Annotated in this window: 24 protein-coding genes; 20 read left to right on the top strand and 4 right to left on the bottom strand. The window is 53.7% G+C overall.

Annotated features, from left to right (window positions below):
- Positions 1-24 precede the first annotated feature (24 nt).
- From def to spoVM, 9 genes are all read left to right on the top strand, one after another.
- A complete protein-coding gene (gene def / locus NST04_RS22855) occupies positions 25-510 on the top strand; it encodes a peptide deformylase (RefSeq protein ID WP_341186263.1) in 486 nt (161 codons plus the stop codon).
- A 5-nt stretch (positions 511-515) separates the two neighbouring features.
- Positions 516-1,457, top strand: a complete 942-nt coding sequence (gene fmt / locus NST04_RS22850; RefSeq protein WP_341186262.1) for a methionyl-tRNA formyltransferase — start codon at positions 516-518, stop codon at positions 1,455-1,457.
- Positions 1,454-2,941 (top strand): 16S rRNA (cytosine(967)-C(5))-methyltransferase RsmB, encoded by a 1,488-nt coding sequence (gene rsmB / locus NST04_RS22845; protein ID WP_341186261.1) that lies wholly within the window; start codon positions 1,454-1,456, stop codon positions 2,939-2,941. Before fmt ends, rsmB begins: the two co-directional genes overlap by 4 nt.
- 152 nt (positions 2,942-3,093) lie before the next feature.
- Positions 3,094-4,134, top strand: coding sequence for a 23S rRNA (adenine(2503)-C(2))-methyltransferase RlmN (gene rlmN / locus NST04_RS22840; protein ID WP_036729399.1), 1,041 nt, complete (start codon positions 3,094-3,096; stop codon positions 4,132-4,134).
- Positions 4,135-4,140: 6 nt separating this feature from the next.
- Positions 4,141-4,917 carry a Stp1/IreP family PP2C-type Ser/Thr phosphatase gene (locus NST04_RS22835; RefSeq protein WP_341186260.1) on the top strand — a complete coding sequence of 259 codons (777 nt, stop codon included), beginning with the start codon at positions 4,141-4,143 and terminating at the stop codon, positions 4,915-4,917.
- A complete protein-coding gene (gene pknB / locus NST04_RS22830; protein ID WP_341186259.1) occupies positions 4,914-7,184 on the top strand; it encodes a Stk1 family PASTA domain-containing Ser/Thr kinase in 2,271 nt (756 codons plus the stop codon). The genes NST04_RS22835 and pknB overlap by 4 nt, the downstream gene beginning before the upstream one ends.
- 123 nt (positions 7,185-7,307) lie before the next feature.
- Positions 7,308-8,213 carry a ribosome small subunit-dependent GTPase A gene (rsgA, locus tag NST04_RS22825; RefSeq protein WP_341186258.1) on the top strand — a complete coding sequence of 302 codons (906 nt, stop codon included), beginning with the start codon at positions 7,308-7,310 and terminating at the stop codon, positions 8,211-8,213.
- A 4-nt stretch (positions 8,214-8,217) separates the two neighbouring features.
- On the top strand, positions 8,218-8,889 hold the full coding sequence (gene rpe / locus NST04_RS22820; protein WP_341186257.1) for a ribulose-phosphate 3-epimerase: 672 nt from the start codon (positions 8,218-8,220) through the stop codon (positions 8,887-8,889).
- A gap of 213 nt (positions 8,890-9,102) precedes the next feature.
- Positions 9,103-9,183, top strand: a complete 81-nt coding sequence (gene spoVM / locus NST04_RS22815; RefSeq protein ID WP_020431362.1) for a stage V sporulation protein SpoVM — start codon at positions 9,103-9,105, stop codon at positions 9,181-9,183.
- Between the two features lie 173 nt (positions 9,184-9,356).
- On the opposite strand, the gene rpmB is transcribed toward spoVM, so the two are convergent.
- Positions 9,357-9,545, bottom strand: a complete 189-nt coding sequence (rpmB, locus tag NST04_RS22810) for a 50S ribosomal protein L28 (protein ID WP_076074411.1) — start codon at positions 9,543-9,545, stop codon at positions 9,357-9,359.
- A 191-nt stretch (positions 9,546-9,736) separates the two neighbouring features.
- Between rpmB and NST04_RS22805 the strand changes: the two genes are divergently transcribed.
- The 4 genes from NST04_RS22805 to NST04_RS22790 all read left to right on the top strand — a co-directional run bounded on the left by NST04_RS22805 (position 9,737) and on the right by NST04_RS22790 (position 14,852).
- Positions 9,737-11,521: a DAK2 domain-containing protein gene (locus NST04_RS22805; RefSeq protein WP_341186256.1), complete on the top strand. Its 1,785-nt coding sequence runs from the start codon at positions 9,737-9,739 to the stop codon at positions 11,519-11,521.
- Positions 11,522-11,570: 49 nt separating this feature from the next.
- The gene (locus NST04_RS22800) at positions 11,571-12,431 is read left to right on the top strand and encodes a DegV family protein (RefSeq protein ID WP_341186255.1); all 861 of its coding nucleotides are present in this window, start codon (positions 11,571-11,573) and stop codon (positions 12,429-12,431) included.
- Positions 12,432-12,446: 15 nt separating this feature from the next.
- The gene (gene recG / locus NST04_RS22795) at positions 12,447-14,498 is read left to right on the top strand and encodes an ATP-dependent DNA helicase RecG (protein WP_341186254.1); all 2,052 of its coding nucleotides are present in this window, start codon (positions 12,447-12,449) and stop codon (positions 14,496-14,498) included.
- A gap of 66 nt (positions 14,499-14,564) precedes the next feature.
- Positions 14,565-14,852, top strand: coding sequence for a stage VI sporulation protein F (locus NST04_RS22790; RefSeq protein ID WP_341186253.1), 288 nt, complete (start codon positions 14,565-14,567; stop codon positions 14,850-14,852).
- A 114-nt stretch (positions 14,853-14,966) separates the two neighbouring features.
- Here NST04_RS22790 and NST04_RS22785 read toward each other — a convergent pair whose 3' ends face one another.
- Together NST04_RS22785 and NST04_RS22780 are read right to left on the bottom strand one after the other, a co-directional pair.
- Positions 14,967-15,839 carry a YitT family protein gene (locus NST04_RS22785; RefSeq protein WP_341186252.1) on the bottom strand — a complete coding sequence of 291 codons (873 nt, stop codon included), beginning with the start codon at positions 15,837-15,839 and terminating at the stop codon, positions 14,967-14,969.
- A gap of 60 nt (positions 15,840-15,899) precedes the next feature.
- On the bottom strand, positions 15,900-16,274 hold the full coding sequence (locus NST04_RS22780; protein WP_341186251.1) for a hypothetical protein: 375 nt from the start codon (positions 16,272-16,274) through the stop codon (positions 15,900-15,902).
- A 263-nt stretch (positions 16,275-16,537) separates the two neighbouring features.
- Here NST04_RS22780 and NST04_RS22775 point away from each other — a divergent pair, with 263 nt between their 5' ends.
- On the top strand, positions 16,538-16,876 hold the full coding sequence (locus NST04_RS22775; RefSeq protein WP_341186250.1) for a DUF2500 domain-containing protein: 339 nt from the start codon (positions 16,538-16,540) through the stop codon (positions 16,874-16,876).
- Positions 16,877-16,933: 57 nt separating this feature from the next.
- Here NST04_RS22775 and NST04_RS22770 read toward each other — a convergent pair whose 3' ends face one another.
- Positions 16,934-17,869: a C40 family peptidase gene (locus tag NST04_RS22770; RefSeq protein ID WP_341186249.1), complete on the bottom strand. Its 936-nt coding sequence runs from the start codon at positions 17,867-17,869 to the stop codon at positions 16,934-16,936.
- Positions 17,870-18,195: 326 nt separating this feature from the next.
- Here NST04_RS22770 and NST04_RS22765 point away from each other — a divergent pair, with 326 nt between their 5' ends.
- From NST04_RS22765 to NST04_RS22740, 6 genes are all read left to right on the top strand, one after another.
- Positions 18,196-19,272, top strand: coding sequence for an ABC transporter substrate-binding protein (locus NST04_RS22765; RefSeq protein WP_341186248.1), 1,077 nt, complete (start codon positions 18,196-18,198; stop codon positions 19,270-19,272).
- A gap of 70 nt (positions 19,273-19,342) precedes the next feature.
- The gene (locus NST04_RS22760) at positions 19,343-20,272 is read left to right on the top strand and encodes an ABC transporter permease (RefSeq protein ID WP_341186247.1); all 930 of its coding nucleotides are present in this window, start codon (positions 19,343-19,345) and stop codon (positions 20,270-20,272) included.
- Positions 20,259-21,053 carry an ABC transporter ATP-binding protein gene (locus NST04_RS22755; RefSeq protein ID WP_341186246.1) on the top strand — a complete coding sequence of 265 codons (795 nt, stop codon included), beginning with the start codon at positions 20,259-20,261 and terminating at the stop codon, positions 21,051-21,053. Before NST04_RS22760 ends, NST04_RS22755 begins: the two co-directional genes overlap by 14 nt.
- Positions 21,054-21,229: 176 nt before the next feature.
- A complete protein-coding gene (locus tag NST04_RS22750; protein WP_341021224.1) occupies positions 21,230-22,021 on the top strand; it encodes an SDR family oxidoreductase in 792 nt (263 codons plus the stop codon).
- 240 nt (positions 22,022-22,261) lie between these two features.
- The gene (locus NST04_RS22745; RefSeq protein WP_341023281.1) at positions 22,262-22,984 is read left to right on the top strand and encodes an MgtC/SapB family protein; all 723 of its coding nucleotides are present in this window, start codon (positions 22,262-22,264) and stop codon (positions 22,982-22,984) included.
- An 82-nt stretch (positions 22,985-23,066) separates the two neighbouring features.
- Positions 23,067-24,059 carry an aldose 1-epimerase gene (locus tag NST04_RS22740; protein ID WP_341186245.1) on the top strand — a complete coding sequence of 331 codons (993 nt, stop codon included), beginning with the start codon at positions 23,067-23,069 and terminating at the stop codon, positions 24,057-24,059.
- The last annotated feature ends 466 nt before the right edge of the window (positions 24,060-24,525 follow it).

The following is a 24,525-nucleotide window of genomic DNA, read 5'->3' as shown; positions in this document are numbered from 1 at the left end:
AGAACAAGGATGGTGTTAGTGTAAATGGCAATCAGGCTGATTGTGAAAGAACCGGATGAAGTATTGCACAAGAAAGCGAAGACGGTAACCACCGTCACCCCCAATGTACAAAAATTGCTCGATGATATGGCCGATACGATGTATGACGCGGAAGGCGTAGGTCTCGCAGCCCCGCAGGTAGGCATTCTGAAACGGCTGATTGTAATAGATGCCGATGAAGAGCATGGATTGATCAAGCTGATCAATCCCGAGATCGTCAGCATGGAAGGGGAGCAGTTCGGACCCGAAGGCTGCCTGAGTATTCCCGGCTTGAACGGGGATGTCCGCCGTGCGGAGACAGTGACTGTACGCGGCCTGAACCGCGAGGGCGAGGAAGTGACCATTACCGGAAGCGGCCTGCTGGCACGGGCTTTTCAGCATGAGATTGACCACCTGAATGGCGTGCTGTTCACGGATATTGCTGAGAAGGTCTATGAATACACAGCAGAACGCAGTGAAACTGAGGAGTGAATGAAATGAGAATAGTGTTCATGGGAACACCAGCCTTTGCAGTCCCCTCCTTGCGGATGCTGCTGGAAGAGGGCTATGAGGTAGTGGCCGTGGTGAGTCAGCCGGACCGGCCGCAAGGCCGCAAGAAGACGCTGGTGCCATCCCCGGTGAAGGCGGCTGCACTGGAGCTGGGACTGCCTGTCCTTCAGCCTGAACGCCTGCGCCGCCCTGAATCAGTGGCTGAGCTGGCTGCCTATGAGCCGGATCTGATTGTTACCGCCGCATATGGACAGATTCTTCCCAAGAGCGTTCTTGAGCTGCCGGCGAACGGGTGTGTGAATGTTCATGGCTCACTTCTGCCCAAGTACCGGGGCGGTGCTCCGATACAGCGCTGTATCATGAACGGCGAGAAGGTGACCGGTGTGACGCTGATGTATATGGCGGAAGGACTGGACACCGGAGATATGATCTCACGGGTGGAGGTTGCGATAGAGGATGACGATACCTCAGGCACGCTGTTTGAGAAGCTAAGCATTGCCGGACGGGAACTCCTCAAGGCAGAGATGCCCCGGCTGGCAGCGGGCCGTGTAGAAGCTGCCGTGCAGGATGACAGCGAAGCAACCTATGCGCCGAATCTAAGCCGGGAAGATGAACGGATCGACTGGAGCCGTGGCTCGCTGGAGTTGTATAATCAGATTCGCGGTCTGGTGCCGTTCTCGGGTGCGTTCACCCTGTGGAACGGAGAGACCTTCAAGGCATGGGCTGCGGTGAAGCCGCAGGATGAGGAGCAGCCGGGCGGCAGCGCGGCTCCGGGCACCGTGCTGTCCGTGAGCGAACGCGGCGTTGAGGTGAAGACCGGCGACGGGACGCTCCTTCTTACAACCGTTCAGCCTGCCGGCAAAAAAGCCATGAGCGCAGCCGACTTCAGCCGTGGTGCAACCCTTGCACCCGGCACGGTGCTCGGTTGAGCGCGGGCGGCAAGGGAGATGGCGGACAGCGTCCGCGTACTTCCGGCAATCAGCCAGCGGCCTCCGGCAGGAAGCCTGCCGCAGGCAGAACCGGCGGAGCGGGCCGGAACCGGCAGGGCGGCAAGCCCGCTGCGCCGGCTTCTGCGCGTGAGGTTGCTCTTGATATTCTGGTACGCGTAGAGCAGCAGGGCGCGTACAGCAACCTGCTGCTGGGAAGCAGCCTCCAGAAAACGGACCTCAGCCGGGAGGATACGGGACTTGCTACAGAGCTTGTGTACGGAACTCTCTCAAGGATGATTACCCTTGATTATGTCCTCAGCAGCTTCGTCAGCAAAGGGATAGCCAAGCTGGAGCCTTGGGTACGGAGTCTGCTGCGGCTAAGCCTGTACCAGATCATGTATCTGGACCGGGTGCCTTCGCATGCAGCTGTTAACGAGGCTGTGAATATCTCCAAGAGACGCGGCCATCAGGGCATCTCGGGTATGGTCAACGGCGTGCTTCGCAGTGTGCTGCGGGCTGGAGATCTGCCGGTATTGCCTGAGGGGCTGAGCCGGGAAGAGCGGATCTCCATTCTGCATTCCCATCCCCTGTGGATGGTGAAGCGCTGGTCGGCGGAATACGGTCCGGACACAGCAGAAGCCATGTGTGCGGCGAATAATGAGCCGCCCGCAGTCAGTGTACGTGTTAATACAACGATGATTAGCCGGGAGGACATGCTGGCAGAACTGCTTGAAGCCGGTCTGGATGCCGCAGAATCGAAGGTGAGCCCTGCGGGGCTGGTCATCAGAGGCGGCGGCAATCTGGCGCTGACCTCCTGGTACCGGGACGGCTATCTGTCCGTTCAGGATGAGAGCTCGATGCTGGTCGCCGAGGTTGTCGCTCCCGAAGCCGGGATGAAGGTGCTGGACTGCTGCGCTGCTCCCGGCGGCAAAAGCGCCCATATGGGTGAACTTATGAAGGACGAGGGCTCCATACTGGCCAATGACCTGCATGAGCATAAGGCTAAGCTGATTGCCGAGCAGGCAGCACGCCTTGGCCTGGAGTGCATAACCACTGCAAGCGGGGATGCGCTGGAGCTGGGCGTAGCCCTCCAGCCGGAATCCTATGACCGGATTCTGCTGGACGCTCCTTGCTCGGGGCTTGGGGTCATCCGCCGCAAGCCTGATTTGAAATGGCGCAAGCAGCCGGAGGATATTGCAAGCGTAGCTGCGCTGCAGCTTGAACTGCTGCAATCGGTCTCCGGCCTGCTGAAGCCGGGAGGCGTGCTGGTCTACAGCACGTGTACTACTGAGCAGGCGGAGAACAGCCGGGTTGTTGCCTCTTTTCTGGAGCGCAATCCCGGCTTCGCCCCGGTCAGCTTCAAGTCAGCCGTCTGGGAACGGCTGGGAGGAACCGCGCTTGCTGCCGGTGACGGCATGCAGCTGCTCCCGCACCATTATGGCAGCGATGGCTTCTATATTGCCCGGCTGGAGCGACTCTTGTAATATAGCGATTGTGCTTACGGACTACAGCTTCCCGCCCGCAGATTCCTCCGCGCGGCGGGCTTTTCTTTTACCGGTTCTGAGTTTTGTGTTAAAATAGGAAGAATGAGAAACAATACGCATATAATTTATGAAAGCACAGGTGCAAAAATACAATGAAACCTTTAATATATGATTTTTCTTTAGAAGAGTTACAGCAATGGGCTAAGGACAACGGAGAGCCGGCTTTTCGCGGCGGGCAGATCTTTGACTGGCTGTATGTAAAGCGGGTTAATGACTTCGAATCCATGAGCAACCTCTCCAAGGCACTCAGAGCCAAACTGGTTGACCAGTTCAGTATTTCGGCACTCACCGAGATTACGAAGCTGGAGTCCAAGGACGGCACAGTGAAATTCCTGTTCGGTCTACATGATGATCATGCGATTGAGACAGTTATTATGAAGCATAATTATGGCAACAGCGTGTGTGTGACCACCCAGGTAGGCTGCCGGATCGGATGTACCTTCTGTGCATCTACCCTTGGCGGTCTCAAGCGGGATCTGACTGCAGGGGAGATCGTTGCCCAGGTAGTCCGCTCCCAGCAGATTCTTGATGCGCGCGGCGAACGTGTCAGCAGCATTGTCATTATGGGGACAGGCGAGCCCTTCGAGAATTATGATGCAACCATGAGATTCCTCCGTCTGATGATCCATGAGAAGGGCCTGAATATTGGCCAGCGGCATATCACCGTATCCACCAGCGGAATTGTGCCGAACATCTACAAATTCGCCGATGAAGATACTCAGATTAATCTGGCGATCTCGATTCACGCTCCTAATGATACGCTCCGTTCCAAGCTGATGCCGGTGAACCGCCGTTATCCGTTCGACGATGTAATCGAGTCCCTGCGCTATTATCAGGCTAAGACAGGCCGCCGGATCAGCTTCGAGTACGCTTTGATCGGCGGCGTGAATGATCAGAAGGAGCATGCAGAGGAACTGGCCGGTGTGCTGAAGACCATGCTCTGCCATGTGAATCTGATCCCGGTCAATCATGTGCCTGAGCGCAAGTATGTCCGGACTTCCCGCAATGATATCTTTGAATTTCAGCGTATACTGGCCGATCATGGCGTGAATGTTACCATCCGCCGTGAGCAGGGCCATGATATTGCGGCCGCTTGCGGACAGCTGCGCGCCAAACATATGGAGTTGGGGTGAGGATATTTGATCAGAACAGTTCAAGCCAGCGACATTGGCCGGGTACGTACCGTCAATGAGGATTCAGTCTGGATCGGCGCCACGCGCCACGGTTATACCCTCGGCATTATTGCCGACGGAATGGGGGGACATCTGGCTGGCGATACCGCGAGCAGGCTTGCACTTGAGACCGTCAGGGGGATTCTGGACCAGCTGGAGCCTGATCTTCCGGAGGCAGAGCTGAAGGAAGCGCTGACTGCCGCCATCATGGAAGCCAATAACACAGTTCACAGAGAAGCTCAGAGCGATGAGAAGCTCCATAATATGGGGACCACCATCGTTGCTGCACTGCTGAAAGGGTCGGCAGGCTATATCGGCCATATCGGAGACAGCAGGGCTTATCTGATCCGGGACGGTGAAGCCAGGCAGCTAACCGAGGACCATACGCTGGTGAATGAGCTGTTCAGGAACGGCCAGATCAGTCTGGAGGAGCTGGATAACCATCCCCGCCGCAATGTGCTTACCAGGGCACTGGGGACGGATACAGTGGTATCCGCGGATCTGGCATATGTTACGCTTGCGATTGGTGAGCTGCTGCTGCTGTGCAGCGATGGGCTCAGCAATTATGTCAGTCTGGAGCATCTGGGCAAGGTAGCCGGAATAAATGAAATATCTCTGGAAGAAAGAGCAGAGCGATTACTTCAACTGGCATTGCTTGCGGGCGGCAGCGATAATATAAGCGTTGCTATGCTGGAACACCAAGGAGAGGCCGCAGTGCCCGAGACAAAGGAGTGGGAAAGATGATCGGTCACGAATTGGGCGGCCGTTACCAAGTCATCGAACGGATCGGCGGAGGAGGCATGGCGCTCGTCTATAGAGCCCATGATATTCTGCTTAACCGGAATGTTGCTATCAAAGTACTGCGCAATCAATTTGTGCATGATGAGGAATTCATCCGCCGGTTCCGGCGGGAGGCGCAATCAGCTGCTTCGTTATCTCATCCCAACGTAGTCAGCATATACGATGTCGGCCAGGAAGATGAAATTCATTATATTGTTATGGAGTATATTGAAGGCAAGAACCTGAATGAAATTATTAAAGAGCGGGCACCGATGCAGGTGGATGAATCCGTGCGGATTACCTCGCAGATTTGTGATGCGCTGGATCATGCGCATATGAACCAGATTATACACCGCGATATTAAACCACATAATATTCTGATTGGTCGTAACGGGCGGGTTAAGGTAACCGACTTCGGGATTGCCCGGGCGGTTACGTCCACTACGATTACTCAGACAGGGTCTGTGGTCGGTTCTGTGCATTATTTCTCGCCGGAGCATGCCAAGGGTGTAGCTACGGGTGAGAAGTCGGACCTCTACTCCCTGGGTATCGTACTATATCAGATGCTTACAGGTGTATTGCCTTTCTTAGGAGAGAGTCCGATTAGCGTGGCGCTGAAGCATCTGCAGGAGGAATTCGAGGAGCCGCGTCTGCTGAATCCGCTGATTCCGCAAAGCGTGGAGAATGTAATTCTCAAGTCGATGCGCAAGAACCCGGAGGAGCGCTACCAGTCTGCCAAGCAAATGCTGCAGGATCTGGAGACCTGTCTGCTGCCTGAACGGCGCAGCGAAGCCAAAATGCTGTTCCAGGATGATGATGATGAGGACAGAACACGTATCATTCCGGCGATCAAGCCGCTCCAGCGCGGGCTAAGCAGCCGTGGCGGCGGAGAGGAGCGAATCCGCAGTATGGAGGAAGCTCCGCCGCCTGCTGCTGTGAAGCGTAAGGGCCGCGCAGCACTGTGGATCAGCCTTACGCTGGTCGTTTTAATCGCCATGACCGGAATTGTGTGGTATGTCAATTCCAAGCTGTCGGTCGATGAAGTCTCGGTGCCTGCAGTGACAGGGAAGACCTTCCAGGAGGCCAAGGCTGAGCTTGAGGCTGTGGGACTGTTTGCCGAGGAGCCCGCACTGGTTGAGTATAATCCTAATTTCGAAGAGAATATTGTCTGGAAGCAGAACAAGACCAATACGATGGTCAAAGAAGGAACTCATATTATTCTGACGGTAAGTGCCGCCAAGGTTCTTCCTAAGCTTAAGGATGTCTCTAACCTGAGTTATGACGATGCCGTCAAGGAGTTAATTGCGCTTGGCATAGCCCAGAGCAGAATCACTCCTGATGAACGCTTCAGTGAGGAATTTGCCAAGGGGAAGGTCATTAGCTCTGAGCCTGCCGCAAACTCAGAATATGATCCTGAGACGGTGAGTATCAAGCTAATCGTGAGCAAAGGCAAAGAAAACACCCAGATGCCGGATCTCCTAGGGAAGACCGAGAAGGAAGCCAAGGCTGCGCTGGAAAGTGTAGGTCTGGTGCTGGATGCGGTCAAACAAGAGCCGAGCTTCACTTACGAGAAGGGTAAGGTTACGAAGCAGTGGGCCTATGAGGCAGGGGATCTGGTCCCTCCAGGCGAGAAGATTACGATCTACATCAGCACAGGTTACCCTCCGGAAGCTTTGGAATTTACGTTTAATGTTCCGGTAGCACCGGCTGCTGAAGGCAAGAAGAGTAAGATTCGTATCGTGTTTGCCGATGCGCGCAACGGCGGCGAGAACCAGGAGTGGGGCACACGCACGATTGGCAAAAGCCAGACCTTATCCGTGAACATGCTGCTTGCCCCTAATAAAGACGGCATGGTATCAGTATACCGGGACGGGGAGTTCCTGGAGACTTATCCGATCACTTATGTCGATGTCAAAAATAACACTGTGCAGCAGCCTGAACCGCCTCCGGTGGAGACACAGACGCCTGCACCGACGGTTGCTCCTACCGAGCCTGCTCAGCCTACTGAGACTCCAGTTCCCGACCCGACAGCAGAGCCGGCAATTATTCCGCCGGACACCGGAGAAGGAGAGGTGCCGGGCGAGACGGACCAGACGGGTTATGTTCCGGGTAACGGACAGAATAACACTGAACTGGCTTCCGCCCTCAGCAATGGCAACAGTAATGGTAAGGGGAAAAGTAACGGTAAGGGCCCTGACAACAAGCCGGGCAAAGATAAAGTCCATAAATAATAGAACAGATAAGCTTCAGCCGGGCTGCCGGGAATACGGGCAGGGTTGAAGCAGCGAAATGACCCGGGGGACTATACACTTGGGTCATTTGCGCAATATACAGGAGAGGAAGGCTCAGCATGTATGCCAGAAGGAATCATAATTAAAGCGTTAAGCGGATATTACTATGTTAAGCCGCTCAAGGATGAACAGATTGTAACTGAAGAAGAAGCGGTACAGTGCCGGGGGCGCGGCATCCTGAAGAAGAAAGGAATTGCGCCGTTGGTCGGTGACCGGGTAATCTATGTGCTGACTGAGAACGGAGAGGGCATGGTTGATGAACTGCTTCCCCGTGAATCGGAGCTGATCCGCCCTCAGGTGGCTAACGTGAAGCTGGCAGTGCTGCTGTTCTCCGTGCGGGAGCCGGATATGAATCTTAATCTGCTGGACAAGTTCCTGGTTCATATCGAGCATTCAGGCCTGGAGACGCTGATTGTGCTGACGAAGCAGGATCTGGCCGATGATGAAGGCCAGGCTACGGAAGCCGTCAAAGCTCTATATGAGCAGATTGGTTACGAGGTCATGGTCACAAGCTCACTGAACGGATCAGGTGCGGATGAGCTGCATCAGCGACTGGCCGGAATCATCAGCGTCTTCTCAGGACAGTCGGGCGTAGGGAAGTCGACATTGCTTAACCGGCTTGTACCCGGTCTGGCACTGGAGACAGGGGAGATTAGCCTCCGACTCGGACGCGGGCGTCATACTACACGCCATGTAGAGCTGATGGATATAGGTAATGGCGGGTTTGTGGCCGACACTCCGGGCTTCAGCCAGCTGGATTTTCTGGAGCTGGGCGTAGAAGAGCTGTCGGAGTGCTTCCGTGAGTTCGCTTCCTATGCGGAGAATTGCAAATTCCGCGGCTGCAGCCATCTCCACGAACCGGGCTGCAAGGTGATAGAGGCCTGGGAGTCCGGGGATATTGCAGATAGCCGTTACGAGCATTACAAGCTGTTTTATAATGAAATGAAAGATAAAAAGCGGAGGTACTAAACTCATGGTAAAAATTGCTCCTTCCATATTGTCAGCAGATTTCGCAGCGCTTGGCGCAGAGGTGGCCGAAGCGGAAGCCAGCGGTGCGGACTGGATTCATGTAGATGTGATGGACGGACATTTTGTGCCGAATATTACGCTGGGTCCCGCGATTGTGTCAGCGGTGAGAGCCCATACTTCTTTACCTCTAGATGTACATTTAATGATTGAGAACCCGGAACGCTATATTGCTGATTTTGCGGCTGCGGGTGCTTCTGTGATTACAGTTCACGCCGAAGCCTGCGTGCATCTGCACCGAGTAATCCATCAGATCAAGGAGCTCGGCCTGATGGCCGGGGTGGCCATTAATCCGGCTACCCCGGCTGCGGCGGTGCGTGAGGTTCTGGAGGATGTAGATATGGTGCTTGTGATGACAGTCAATCCGGGCTTCGGCGGGCAGGCCTTCATTCCGCGCACACTGCATAAGATTACACAGCTCCGGGAGTGGGCTGAGGAGATCCATCACAAGGGTCTGCATATCGAGGTAGACGGCGGAGTAGCCGAAGCTACGGCGCCGCTTGTAGCTGAAGCAGGGGCCGATGTGCTTGTGGCTGGTAATGCGGTGTTTGGCCGCACCGACCGCGCAGGCGCGATCAAGGCCATTCGTGAGGCGGCGGACAGCGCAGCCCGGATATAGGCGAGGATACCCATTTACTATTGAACGAATTGACCCTCAATCTGCTGCATTCGCATACGGAAGGTATAGGCCAAGTTGTGGTCGCATAAATATGGTTACATGAGCAGAAATCTCATGTAGCCTTTTTTGCGGAGGTCTGCAATCGATGGAATATTCTTCATCTAGACAGGATCGTCTCCTACTGCACGGCATGAATTGATGGGAGGGTTAATCATGAAATTTTACACGTTCAAGCTGCCAAGATTTTTGGGAGGTTTTGTTAAAGCGATTTTGAACACGTTTCAGAAGAGTTAGGTTAAAGAAGACAAGTAAATATGAAAAAAAGCACCTTACGAATGTAAAGGGTGCTTTTTGCTACAAATATAATATCTCTTCTATTCTCGCTGAAACGGATACCGTCTATGAAAGAACGGCATGTCCGTTTCTACTTGGTATGAGATATCGCCAGGCCCGGGAATGATCGGAAACTAGACGCGTTCAACTTTACCGGATTTCAAAGCACGGGTGCTGACGTACACGCGTTTCGGTTTGCCGTTCACCAAGATACGAACCTTCTGAACGTTAACTCCCCAAGAGCGACGGTTGCGGTTGTTAGCGTGAGACACGTGGTTACCGCTGCCCGGTTTCTTGCCTGTTACTGTACATGTGCGGGACATAGATTACACCTCCTTGTTACTTACACCTGCGTAAAACAATACTTGAATATCATATCACAGCAAAAATTGCTTCGTCAACCGATTCAAAAACATTTATTTCTGTAGACTCTTATAGTACAATATAAATTAGTGCATTATGTCCAGTTGATCATTGAATTGATTAGGCATGAAGTTAGGAAGGGGAATTCTCATTGAGTAAGCGTTCTATAAACGGGACAGATTTTACCGCAATGGTACTAGCCGGTGCGGAAATGCTGCAGCAGCATGCCGAGCATGTCAATTCATTGAATGTGTTTCCGGTGCCGGATGGCGATACGGGCACGAACATGAATCTGACTATGACCGCAGGCGCGAACGAATTGAAGAGAAACAACACGGCCTCTGTCGGTCAATGTGCAGGAGTGCTGTCGAAGGGACTATTGATGGGCGCGCGCGGGAACTCCGGCGTTATTTTGTCACAGCTGTTCAGAGGACTTGGACGTTACGCGGCCCAATATGATGAGCTTAACACACAGCAGTTCGCTGCAGCACTGCAGACCGGGGTGGATACCGCCTATAAGGCAGTGGTGAAGCCGGTTGAAGGCACCATTCTTACGGTCGCCAAGGAAGCTGCCAGACATGCAGTGTATTATGCACGCCGCACAACTGATATTATCGAGCTGATGACTGAAGTCCTGGCCAAAGCTAAGGAAGCCTTGGCACATACGCCTGAGCAGCTGCCTGTGCTGAAGCAGGTGGGCGTGGTGGATTCGGGGGGCCAGGGTCTGGTCTACATCTATGAAGGCTTCCATCAGCATCTGATCAGCGGAGCGGTCTCAGCACCTGTGCAGACTCCTGTGCAAGGACAAGCCGCAGCTCCGGTATCTGTACCGGCACCAGTGTTGGCCAAACCTGAGCATGCCATGTCCTCCGTACAGTCTTCCGCGCAATCACAGCTCCATACGGAAGACATTGAATTTTTATATGATATGGAATTTTTCATTAACCGTCAGCTTGGCGCATCCGTGAAAGCGGATTTTGATGAGGAAGCTTTTCGGAAAGCGTTATCAGTTAACGGGGATTCGATCATCGTCATCTCGGATGATGAGACAATCAAGGTGCATGTGCATTCCAAGACTCCCGGAGAGGTGCTTAATCTGGCGCTTGTCCACGGGGAGATTACCCAGATTCACATCCTTAACATGCGTGAGCAGCACCGCGATCTGTTGACTGCCGGTATGGACATCGCTCCGATGCCGGATGTCTTCGCCGATATTCCGGAAGAGAAGGCCAGTGTGCAGGCGCCTGCGGTTCCTCCTGCGGATGATCTGGCGCCATACGGCTTCATTGCGGTCTCCTCAGGAGATGGAATTTCGGATATTTTCCGCAGCCTGGGTGTCGATGCGATCCTGGCCGGCGGCCAGACGATGAATCCGAGTACAGAGGATTTCGTGAATGCGATCTCTTCCATTTCCGCAAAGCATATCTTCATTCTGCCGAATAACTCCAATATCGTCCTGGCTGCTCAGCAGGCCAAGGAGCTGCTGGAGGGCGAACGTGAGATTACAGTGATTCCGAGCAAGAGTATTCCCCAGGGAATCTCGGCAGCCTTTGCCTTCCAGGAGGAGGATGCGGTAGATACCAACACCAGCAACATGCTGGAGGCGATTGCCCAGGTCAAATCCGGGCAGATTACCAATGCTGTACGGGATACCGTGATGGAGAATCTGGAGATCAAATCCGGTCAGTATATCGGCATCGAGAGCTCCAAGATTGTTGCTGCTGCCGATGATTTGCTCACGGTCAGCAAGGAGCTGTTGTCCAGCATGCTGGTCAATGGTGATGAGATCGTTACTGTACTCACTGGTGCAGATACCGAGGCTGACATTACGGATGCCCTCGGCAGCTGGCTGGAAGAGACGTATCCGCAGGTTGAGGTTGAGATTCATGAAGGCGGCCAGCCGCTGTACTATTATCTTTTTTCAGTCGAGCCGTAGAATCTCTACGTGAGTGGCGCAGCCAAATCATAGTATGGGGAGGAACATTATGAATCGTACCGTAATCGTTACCGACAGCACCTCCGATATCCCGCCTGCTCTGGCGGAGCAGTACGGCATTGAAGTCGTTCCGCTGACGCTGATGTTCGGCGAAGAGGCATTTCGGGATAATGTAGATATGACTCCGGAACAATTCTACGAGCGTCTTCCCCGCTCGCCGCAATTGCCGACCACTTCACAGCCGTCTCCTGTAGAATACATGAATGTATACCGCAATATACAGGAGAAGCATCCAGGCAGTTCCATTTTGTCCTTCCATATCTCCTCCGGCTTAAGCGGTACTTATCAGTCTGCTGTCATGGCCAAATCCATGCTGGAAGAGGACGGAGAAGCTATCACCGTGGTGGATAGCCTCTCCGCCTCCTACGGCTTCGGGTTCATGGTTGTGGAAGCCGCCCGGCTGGCAGAACAGGGGCATGCTCCTGCGGAGATTCTGGCGAAGGTGGAGAGTCTGCGTCAATCCCGCAAGCTGTATTTCCTCGTGGATACACTGGAATATCTGCAAAAGGGCGGTAGAATCGGCAAGGCATCGGCCATCCTGGGCACACTGCTCAATATCAAGCCGATCCTGTCCATTGATGCGGAAGGCATTATTTATGCGGTAGAGAAGGTCAGAGGGCGCAAGAAGGCAGTCGCCCGCATGATCGAGCTGTTCAAGGCAGATCTGCCGGGTGTGAATACAATACATGTGGCCGTGGGTCATACGGCTGAACCGGCTTCCGGCGAAGAGTTCCTGCGGGAGTTAGCCGGACATTTCACCTTGAAAGAGAAGGTTCTGACCAATGTCGGCCCTGTCGTGGGCAGCCATGTCGGGAACGGAACCTTAGCCGTATTCATCTGGCCCGCTTAAGGTTAGGGGATGAACATGGTGCTTACTTTGGATTCAATTGAAGTGAAACAAATAACTGGCGTGAGCGCTCAAAAGCAAAGCGAGCTTCACGCCTTTGGCGTCTTTACAGTGAAGGATCTGCTGGAGTATTACCCCTTCCGGTATGAGGACTTCCGTCCGAAATCTCTTAGTGAGGTTAAGCACGGCGATAAGGCAACCGTGGTAGCCAAGGTCATCGGCATTCCGGTGCTCCAGCGCTTCGGGGGCAAATCCCGCATGAGCTGCAAGATGGTGGCGGAGCCGTGGATGTTCACCGCTACGTGGTTCAACCAGCATTATGCGCGTGAACAATTGACGGTCGGCCGTGAAGTGGTGCTGACGGGGAAGTGGGACCAGAAGCGTAATCAGATTACGGTGACCAACTATGAATTCCCGGACCGAGGCGAAGGCAAGACAGGAACGCTACAGCCGGTATACTCCGTCGGGGGCAAGATTACGCAGTCCTGGATTCGCCGGATTATTGGCCAGGCGTTGCAGCAGTACGGGGACCTGATCCCTGAGATTCTGCCGCACAGCATTATGCGCAAATATGACTTCATGTCACGCAAGCGGGCCATAGCCACGATCCATCAGCCGGAGGACACGCGCGAGGGCCAGCAGGGAAGACGCCGGATGGTGTATGAGGAGCTGTTCCTGTTCCAGCTGAAGGTACAAGCCTTCCGCGTGCTGAACCGTGGCCGGATGGATGGCGTGGTTCATACAGTGGACAATGCAACAGTGAGGCAATTCGTGCGCAGCCTGCCGTTTGAGCTGACCGATGCCCAGAAGCATGTGGAGCTGGAGATTCTGCAGGATATGCGTTCAGGGTATTGCATGAACAGGCTGCTTCAAGGCGATGTGGGCTCCGGCAAAACTGTACTCGCGGCCATAGCGCTCTACGCAACTGTAAGATCCGGATTTCAGGGTGCGCTGATGGTGCCGACTGAAATCCTGGCAGAGCAGCATATGCGCTCGCTCACGAAGATGTTCGAGCCCTTCGGTATTACCGTGGGCCTGCTGACCGGCAGCGTAACCGGCCGCAAACGGAAGGATCTGCTGGCCTCTCTACAGATGGGCATGCTGGATGTGGTCGTCGGGACCCATGCGCTGATCCAGGAGGATGTCTTCTTCCGCAGCCTGGGGCTTGTGGTTACGGATGAGCAGCACCGCTTCGGGGTGAACCAGCGCAGTGTCCTGCGGCGCAAGGGGTACAACCCGGATGTGCTGACGATGACTGCCACTCCGATCCCGCGGACGCTGGCGATCACCGTCTTTGGGGATATGGATGTGTCTACGTTATCCGAACGGCCGAAGGGGCGTGTGCCGATTACCACCTACTGGGTGAAGCCGGATCTGATGGAGCGGGTGATGAACCTGATTAGCCGCGAGATTGAACAGGGGCGGCAAGCCTACCTGATCTGTCCGCTGATTGAGGAGTCGGAGAAGCTGGATGTGCAGAATGCGATTGATCTGCATGTGCAGATGTCTCAGGCTTTTCCGGATTACAGGGTGGGCTTGCTTCACGGGAGAATGACGCCGTCCGAGAAGGACGAGGTAATGCGGAACTTCTACAGTAACGAATTGCAGCTTCTGGTGTCTACAACGGTCGTAGAGGTTGGTGTCGATGTCCCGAATGCCACGCTGATGATTATCATGGATGCTGACCGCTTTGGGCTGTCTCAGCTGCATCAGCTGCGCGGCCGGGTCGGCAGAGGGGAGCATGCTTCCTACTGTGTGCTGATGGCTGATCCGAAGTCGGAGATCGGGCGCGAGCGGATGACTGCAATGACAGATACGGATGACGGGTTCGAGGTATCACGGCGGGACCTGGAGCTGCGCGGACCGGGGGATTTCTTCGGAACGAAGCAGAGCGGCCTGCCTGAATTCCGGCTGGCGGATATGACCGCTGACTTCGAGACGCTGGAGCTGGCGCGCGATGATGCTGCGGAGCTGCTGCGGGAGGCTTCCTTCTGGACCTCGGCGGATGTTGCGCCGCTGCGCGGGTATTTGCAGCAGGAACAAATTTTCCAGGGGGATTTAATTGACTGAACAGGCACATCCGGGCACCTGCCTTCATATACTGTGAATGATTGGATATGACAGGAGGTGCTGTACTTGGGTTATCAGCAATATGGAATCAGTCCCCAGCTGGTGGATCGTATCAAGCTGAAGATGAAGAATCCGGCGGTCAAGGAACGCGTCAAGAATATGATTACCGGCATCTCCAAACAGGAGCTGCAGGATACAGCAGTCGTGCGCAAGCTGGTGCGTAATGCCTCGACGGTGATGCATGAGAAGCTGACGTCTGCGCAGGAAGAACAAATTGTGAAATTCGTCATTGCCCAAAAGATTGATCCGAACAATACGTTTCACCTGATCCGCTTATGGGGGATGTTCCGCTGACAAATAGCAGGATTCAGTAGGCTCCGATAGGCGTGTAATCCAAAAAGCGTTCCCGTATGTTACTTACGGGAACGCTTTTTACTTGCTTTGTGCCGCTATGGAAGGCCATAGGGCTTAGCCCGGCGGCTTATTACGGAAAAGCGCTGAGATCCGGTTGTTCCGCGCGGCATTAATCACAATCTTGCTGTCCTGATCACAGTCATGCACGATAGAGGCAAGCTGCTCTTCCTCCAGCCTGCTGGCCAGACAGAATACTGTCCCTGGCTCTCCCTGCGGTCCTGTGGATTTTACGAGCTTCACCTCGCGGTCCAGCGACTGCTGGAGCTTGCGCCGGATCTCCTCGCATTTGCTGCTGGTAATGAACACCGCCTGCGTAAGTGAAAGATCTCTTAAGGAGAACCTCAGCGCTTCAAAGGCGAGCAGGTACGCGATGATACTATACATCGCCTGATCCCAGCCGAATAATGATCCGCCGTAGAGCAGGATGAGCATGTTGAACAGCATAATCGGCATCTCAGCCGATTTGGGCGGTCCTCCGTTCAGCAGCCGTACGCTCTGCTTCTCGCTTCCTGCGGTCAGCCCGCCGAAGCGTACAGAGATGCCCAGGCCGAACCCGAGGCATAGACCCCCGGCAATGGCCGCAGGCAGCGGCTCGCTGATTGCCGCCGGGAAATGGTGCAGTGCCAGAGACCCTGCTGTCAGACAGATCAGGCCAAGCATCGTATACAAGGCAAAGCGGAGATTTATCTGCCTGCGCGACATCAGAATAAATGGAAGGTTGAACAGGAACAGGAATAATCCAAGCCGCATTTCAGTCACATGGGACAGCAGGGCGGATAGTCCGGCAATGCCGCCCGGAAGCAGCTTATGCGGCATCAGGAACAGCTCCAGACCAACGGCAGCAAGTAATCCTCCGCCTACAATGGACAGCAGACGCAAGGTCTTAGAATAACGTAAGGGTGCAGCGTTTCTATATCTGACTTTCATAAGATTTCCTCCTTTCAGCAGGAAACCGGTATTTGTGTTGCGGGTTACGGCGGTTGCTGCTCATTCAGCGTACAGCCGCACTCCTACGAAATGTGAATTATATTTGAGCGGAATCAGCAGCCGCCGCTTCAGCAGAATGTAAATGAAGGGGAGCAGGGATACACAGAGCAGCAGCCCGAAAGGTCCGGACTCCAGCGTCAGAGGGTTCTCACGGGGAGCAAGCCTGACGGCCAGCGCATCATAAATCTGCGTATGATGCACGCGCGCTGGCTGAGCCAGCTTATGCTCATAGCGGTCCGGCCTTACAGAATGCATCTCAGACTCTTGTTCGTGCAGCATCTGGAGGGCCATGATCAGGAAGGTCAGCAGCAGCAGTGGAAGGAACACGGCCTTCAGCACATCCAGCAGTGACAGATGCGTCCAATCTCTCCTCATGAGAACCCCCCTCTTTTGTATATTGTAGTTAAAGCATATCATAGGATCTTAGCAGGGCCAAATATAATAGGCTGTTTTTTCAATGCCTGCGACTGCGGAATAACGAAACCGGAGCTGCTACGCTGCGTATTCTTTAGTAAATTGAACTTTTTGTGAAAAAATTATCGGAAGGAGCGGTTAATTTGCATCATGCAGGCTTATTTAACGGTTTGTACCCGGCAGCGTCCAGCAGCCAGAGCGGATTTTTCACGGAGGGGCCATTCTTGTTAAAGCTCATTCTGCTGCTGATCGCAGGCTTTGTTGCATATACGATTTGGAGAGGGCTCAAGACTTGGATGACCAACCAGACCAGCCCTCTGCAATCAAAGGTAGTCACGGCAGTAGCCAAACGGACAGAGGTCTGGGGCGGAAGAGGCCATATGGGAACCCACACGAGTTATTATGTGACCTTTGAATTCTATAATGGCAGCCGCAGAGAGTTTGAAGTGAAGCCTAAGGCGTATGCCATGATTGTGGAGGGGGACCGGGGGGAGCTGTCATATCAGGGCAGCCGGTTCAAAGGATTCGTGCGTTCGGATTCAGCAATAAATGCAAGGAAGTGAACCGGTCGCTCAGTAAGTGAGCCGAGGCAGTCTTCCTTGCATTTATTGTGTCCGGGTCTAGAGCACGCGCTGCATGTGCAGAATTACATTGCTCCAGTATCCGCTGTCCAGCTCACTGATCTGTACGCCGGGGTCACCCCAGGTGTGAATGAAATTCCCTCCGCCGATGTAGATACCGACGTGACCGGGAACCGCGTCGCTCTCGAAACGTCCGGGTACGGTGAAGAAGATCAGATCGCCGGGCTCCAGCGAGCTGCGCGACACCCGTCTGCCGATGTTGTCCTGATCTTTGGCCAGACGAGGCAGATCCACCCCGAATTTCTGAAAGACATGGCGTGTAAAGGACGAGCAGTCGAAGCGCTTGGTCTCTTCATAGGGGCCAGCGCCGAAATCGTAAGGTACACCGAGAAACTTTTTGGCATAGGAGACCAGCTCTCCCGTGTCCACGCTCGATACACTCTGAATCCGCAGCGGCTTCGCAGCCTCCACCTTGCCGGAGCCCTCTGTACTCTCCCTGTCGGAAGGAGTCGCGATATTGATCTCGCCAGTAACAGGATTCCAGCCGACCTCGGTCTGCAGCAGCTTGGACAAGGCGGTGGGGGTGATATAGATTTGACCTTCACGGCGGACGGGGACATCGGGAAGGGTGATTTTCTGGCCCAATGAGAACACCTGGCTGGAATCCGGCCGCAGCATATACATGACATCACTATAGCCGAGCTTGGTATAGCCGCCGCTTGCCGTGTCATCCTTCATCCGGAAGCCGATGGAGGCGACAGCCGGTTTGAGCGGAATCCAGTACTTGCCTTCCTTGTCGGTAAAAGAATTCTTCTCATAATAGCTGCCCGCAAATGTTCCGGTTGGGGTCAGCGAGTTAACCTTGGGAGTGCTGTCCTTGCTGGTGTAGCTGCAGGCGGTTGTTCCCGTAATGGCGGTAACTAGGATAGCGGAGGACAATAAAATTTTGCTTGTACGCAGATTGATTATTGGCATAGGGCACGCTCCATCTTCAAACTTTAAGGTAAGTTTGTGCAGGACCGCTTTTTTTATGTGCTGCAGGCTTTAGCAAACAATGTCAAGATAAACCGCAGATTGTTGAAGCGAGGAGATACTCATTGTGCGTATTTTGTAAAATATGGACCCCACTTAAATGATTGACGGGAAATCAACCTACATATAATATATGTTTAATAGATTCGGGGAGCGGATGGGGACAGGGTGCGGGCGTTCGCTTTAATGCTTTTAAAGATGAAAGCGATAATGCTGGACCGCTAGCCCAGGTTCTCGCGCTGAACCCGTACAAGAAGAGGGGTTATCTGATGAAAACAAAGAAGATTTGGATGGGGCTAAGTATGGCCTTGATGCTCGTAGCTGCCGGTTGCGGAAACAATAATGCAGCAGTGAAGAATGACGCGGGCACCGGGAATGCCCCGGCCGCAGCGACGGAAGCTCCAGCCTCGAATGCAGGCTCAGGCGATGCCAAGTCCTATAAGATTGCCATCTCGCAATATGTGGAGCATCCGTCACTGGATGCCACCCGCGAAGGATTCCTTGCTGCGCTGAAGGATGCAGGGATTGTTGAAGGGGAGAATTTGAAGGTGGATCTTCAGAACGCTCAGGCCGATCAGGCCAACAACCTGTCCATTGCCCAGAAAATTGCCGGCGACAAGAATGATCTGGTGCTGGGAATTGCAACACCTTCAGCTCAGGCAGTGGTTCAAAAAGTCAAGGACACTCCGATTCTGTTCGCTGCGGTAACCGACCCTCTGGATGCCAAGATTGTCAGTGATCTGGAGCATCCCGGAGGTAATGTATCGGGCGCATCGGATACCAATCCGGAGTCGATTACCCGCCTGATGAACTTCATTGCGACGCAGTTCCCCAAGGTGAAGAAGCTGGGCCTGGTCATTAATGAAGGAGAGCCGAATGCTGTAGTTATGGCGGATATCGCCAAAGGTGAGCTGGACAAGCACGGGATCGAGCTGGTGAAGGCGGCGATTACCAATACTTCGGAAGTGAAGCAGGCTGCGGATTCCCTTGTAGGGCGCGTAGATGCGCTGTACATTACGCTCGATAACTCCGTTGTCAGCGGCGTAGATACGATTATCCAGACGGCTAACGACAATAAGCTTCCGTTCTTCTCGGCTGACCGTGATACGGTAGAGAAGGGGGCTTTTGCTACGGTAGGCTTCAAATACTATGATCATGGCTATCAGGTCGGCCAAATGGCGGTAGAAGTGCTTAAGAACGGAAAAAGTCCCGGTGATATGAAGGTGACGATGCAGGAGAAGCTGGACTTGGTCCTTAATCTCAAGGCGGCGGCAGCACAGGGAATTGAAGTAACGGATGCTATGAAGGCTGAAGTGGCTGATCCGGGCAATAATATTATTCAATAACCTATAGATTTCATAAACAGGGTGCGTCCGAGGGTGGGCGCCCTTTGCCGCTTGAGGGAGGAAGTCAGCAATGTATAATTCATTAATCGGGGCTCTGGAAATGGGCCTGCTCTACGCATTCATGGCGCTTGGGGTGTATATTACCTTCCGTATTCTGGATTTCCCCGATCTGACGGTGGACGGAAGCTTCACAACCGGCGGCGCGATTGCCGCAGTGATGATCAATAGTGGTTATTCTCCGTTATTGGCTACCCTGTGTGCGTTGCTCGGCGGAATGGCGGCAGGAATGTGTACCGGTCTGCTTCATACCAAAGGTAAAATCAACGGGCTGCTGTCCGGGATTCTGATGATGATTGCCTTGTATTCGATCAATCTGCGGATTCTGGATAAGCCGAATGTCTCCCTCATGGGGGAGGATACGTTATTCAGCTCCATGAATCCTCTGCTGGTCATGCCTTTTATCGTTGTGCTGGTCAAAATCCTGATGGATCTGTTCCTGCGCACCGATCTGGGACTGGCCCTGCGGGCCACCGGCGACAACTCGCGGATGATCCGCAGCTTCGGGGTCAACACGGATTCAACAACCATTCTAGGGATCAGCCTGTCGAACGGGCTGGTGGCGCTCTCGGGCGCACTGATCGCCCAGTATTCTTCCTTCGCCGATGCCTCAATGGGGATCGGGATGATTGTGATCGGACTCGCGTCGGTAATTATCGGTGAGGCAATCTTTGGTGCGAAGAACGTTTTCCGGGCGACACTGGCTGTGCTGCTCGGCTCAATCGTGTACCGGATCGTTGTCGCTCTGGCCCTCCGGGTATCTTGGCTCAAGGCTTCCGACCTCAAGCTGATCACTGCAATTATCGTCATTATTGCCCTAGTCTTCCCGTCGGTTCAGCGGTATGTGAAGCAGAAGAGCACGGCCCGCAGACGGACTGCAGAGCTTGCTGAGCTGGCTCAACGCAGCAAGCAGAGAGGAGGGGCCGCTAATGTTGAAGCTTGATAATGTGTGTAAACTGTTCAATCCCGGTTCGCCGGATGAGAAGGTTGCACTGCTGGGAATCGATCTTGAACTGAAAGCCGGGGATTTCGTCACGATTATCGGCAGTAACGGTGCCGGCAAATCTACACTGATGAACATTATCTCAGGCGTGATGAAGCCCGATCTGGGGGAAGCGCGCATTGAGGGCAGCTCAATCAGCCATCTGGCGGAATACCAGCGCGCACGCTGGATCGGCCGGGTCTTCCAGGACCCGATGGCTGGGACTGCGCCGCATATGACGATTGAGGAGAACCTGGCTATGGCCTACAAGCGGGGCAAGTCCCGCGGGCTGTCCTTGGGTGTCAATGCGTACAAACGAACGCTATTCCGTGAACAGCTCAGCCGCCTGGGCATCGGCCTGGAAGACCGGCTGCGTGCTAAGGTGGGACTGCTCTCAGGAGGCGAGCGGCAGGCGCTGAGCCTGCTGATGGCGACCTTTACCCAGCCGCAGATTCTGCTGCTGGATGAGCATACAGCTGCGCTTGACCCATCGCGCGCGGAGCTAATCACCACCCTTACGGAATCCATTGTCCGTGAGATGAAGCTGACTACGCTGATGGTTACCCATAATATGGATCAGGCGATCCGGCTGGGCAACCGGCTCATCATGATGGATAAAGGCTCGATCATCCTTGATTTCGATGAGACGCGCAAGAAGGATCTGACGGTAGAGCGTCTGCTTGGCGAATTCGAAGCGATCAGCGGCCATAAGCTGGCTGACGACCGGATGATGCTGGGCTGATTCGGGATCATCATTCTTTAGCATTACGACTTGATCTGCTGCCGGTTTAACCGTCGCGGGTCAAGCTTTTTTGCTATTTCAGGCGCTATGTTCCGATTCACTTCCAGGTATGAGAGGTAAAGTTAAGGGAAAGAACATAACTTGAACATCAAACACCAATGGAGGCGACTGCACATATGACTGCGAAGAAACTGGAAGGCAAGGTTGCGATTGTTACAGGAGGCGGCTCGGGTATCGGCCGGGCATCTGTGCTGGAGTTCGCCAGAAGCGGGGCCAAGGTGGCACTTCTGGACCGGACGGTGGAGAATGCGGAGAAGGTGGCCGCTAGAATCAAGCAGGAGGGCGGAGAAGCCGAAGTGTTTGAATGTGATATTGCTGATCCGCAGCAGGTGGAGCATGCCGTGAACCAGGTAGTGGAGAAGTGGGGACAGCTGGATGTGGTCTTCGCCAATGCCGGGATCAACGGCGCCATGACACCGATTGAGACGATGGACATCGAGTCCTGGGATCAGACGATTCAGATTAATCTGCGTGGCACCTTCGCCACCGTCAAATATGCGATTCCTCATCTCAAGGAGAAGGGCGGCAGCATTCTGATCAACAGCTCGATCAACGGCAACCGGGTATTCTCCAATGTCGGGTTCTCTGCTTATAGTACGACCAAGGCAGGTCAGGTAGCTTTTATGAAGATGGCTGCGCTTGAGCTGGCCCAGTACAAGATTCGTGTAAACGCTATCTGTCCGGGAGCTATTACCACGAATATAGATGATAATACCTATCCTTCGGACGATCTCAAGGAAGTGCAGATTGAAGTGGAGTTCCCCGATGGCGGACAGCCGCTGGAGAAAGGGCCTGGACGTCCGGATCAGGTGGCCAAGCTTGCGCTGTTCCTGGCTTCTGAGGATTCGGATCATATCACCGGTACGGAAATCTACTGTGACGGAGCAGAATCGCTTCTGCACGGCTAATCCTTCTATAAGTCACTCATCGCTCATATGATGGGATAAGTGAGGTCTTCTCTGAAGCGGACGATGTTCCTTGCCGGAGCCTCAGGCAGTATTGCCTGAAGCTCCCGGTTAGCGGGGATACGCGTCCGTTTCTTTTTTTGAACAGGGAGCAGAAAATTTCAGTAAAGATTGCAGCGCATTTCAGGTATACTGATTCTATGTGCCATGACGGGCGGGAAAGGAGGGAAATGAAATATGAATATGGACCTGCTGCATACGGAATCAATCATTAAGCTGCTGGTGGCCATGCTGTTCGGGCTGTTCATCGGCATTGACCGCCAATTGAAACAGAAACCGCTGGGAATCCGGACCAGTATGGTCATCAGTATCGCCAGCTGTCTGGTTACCCTGGTATCTATTCATGCGTATGACAAATTCGGCGGACCGGAGCATCCGAGCATGGACCCTATGCGTCTGGCGGCGCAGATCGTCAGCGGTATCGGTTTTTTGGGAGCGGGTGTTATTCTGCGCAGAGGCGGAGATGCCATCTCCGGGCTGACCTCGGCAGCGCTGATCTGGACGGCATCCGGTATCGGGATTGCGGTCGGCGCGGGCTTTTTTGTAGAGGCGGGTTATGCGGTTATACTGCTTATGTTCGCGGTTAACGCTGTGCCTCTGCTTATCAAAGCCATCGGACCTGAAGTGCTGAACAAGCACGAGATCTCCATCAAAATCATTATGGAACCGAACTATATCCTGACGGATGTGATCCAGAAGATTGAGCAGCGTAATGTTATTACCGACCAGCGCAAAACACGCAAAACCGGCCGGACCATCCGGCGGATGAAGATCAAGGATCTTGAGGATGGCAGGCAGATGATCGACATGGTCGTTTCTGCGCCGGACAAGGATTATGCTACAGAAATCTATTATGATGTCAAAAAAATCGAGCATGTCATGAGTGTCGAAGTAGAGCAGCTGTAAAAATGGCATGTTGCCATTCCGGCAGATGTGGTACTCTATCTATGAGAGAGTCATTTTGAACATATGGAAGGGGATTAATGTAATGACATCGATTTCAGCATTTGAAGGACACTATGAGGGCGAAGCTGCTGTCTGGTTGAAGGCTGGCCGTTATGAAGCGGCTATACTGCCAGGCATCGGCGGGAATCTGATCTGCTTCCGTGATACTGAGAGCGGTTACCGTTTCTTGCATGAGCCTGGCGCGGAGGAGATGGAAGCATTTAAGGCGAACCCGGGCATTCACGGCATTCCTGTGCTATTTCCGCCGAACCGCTATGAGGATGGAGAGTTCCCTTGGAACGGGCAGACCTACCATCTGCCAGTCAATGAAGCTAAGACCGGCAATCATCTGCACGGCTTCCTACATACAGCTGCATGGGAGGTAGAGGAATTCGGCACCGGCACAAGCGAAAGCTTCGTCACTGTAGCTATTAAGGTGGATGAGAAGCATCCGTCCTATCAGTATCTGCCATTTAAATACACGGTGAAGCTACGCTACACGCTCGGTGAAGGCGGCCTGTCCCAGCAGCTGCTGGTTCACAATGACGGCGATGTGCTGATGCCTTGCCTGCTGGCGTTCCATACCGCTATCAATGCTCCGTTCGCACCAGGCAGCAGCGCGCAGGATTACCGTGTTAAGCTGACGATTGGCGAACGTTGGGAGCTTAATGAGCGGATGCTGCCAACCGGCAAATTCCAGGAGCTTACAGCCGATGAAGTGGCTCTGCGCGGCGAAGGATTGTATCCGTTCTACGCTTCGATGGACAACCACTACACCGCAGCTGCCCAGAATGGCCGCAACCGGATGGAGCTTACCGACCGCAAAGCCGGAGTTACGCTGGTGTATGATGTGGGAACCTCGTATAAGCAATGGATGATCTGGAACAATGGCGCGACTGAGGGCTTCTTCTGCCCTGAACCGCAGATCAACCTGGTCAATGCCCCGAAGGTGGATCTGCCTGCTGATGACATCGGCTTGTTCGGGCTGGAGCCTGGGGAGTATTGGGAGGAGAGCAGCCGGATATACGTGAAGTAGGGGGAGACAAACTGAACTTCAGTTCGTAATCTTAGGCAAAGGCGTCATTCCGGAGAATATTTGGAGTTCCGTCCGCTGTTGTCCCCAGATTTCTTAATTTATACCGCCTAGCGCGGTAGAATTCCGGTGACAAAGGCGGACGCTACCGCTCCTACAGTTCCAAAATTCCCCTCCAATCCTTGGCCTAATTATTAATTATCCTTTCAGTCTATCCTCTGGGATGAGAATAGAAAAGATAAGAGAGCAGCGTCTGAAATTTGGATGCTGCTCTCTTTTTGCTGGGAGTAACTGGCTGTAGGCTCATTGCCTTATTGAGTGCTTTCAGAAGCGGAGACAGTTGGAAAAATCCACTTGCTGATGGGCGGAAGAAGGCTGGTCGAGAAGCAGTTGGAAAAATAGCATTTGTTGAACCAGATTTCCTTCAAAAGAGCCCTAATCCGCTTGTATAGATGTAGTTATTCCAATT

The organism is Paenibacillus sp. FSL H7-0756, assembly GCF_038006765.1.
GTDB lineage: Bacteria > Bacillota > Bacilli > Paenibacillales > Paenibacillaceae > Paenibacillus_AQ.
The sequence above is the reverse complement of the archived record's forward strand: the minus strand, read 5'-3'. Positions and strand labels throughout refer to the sequence as shown.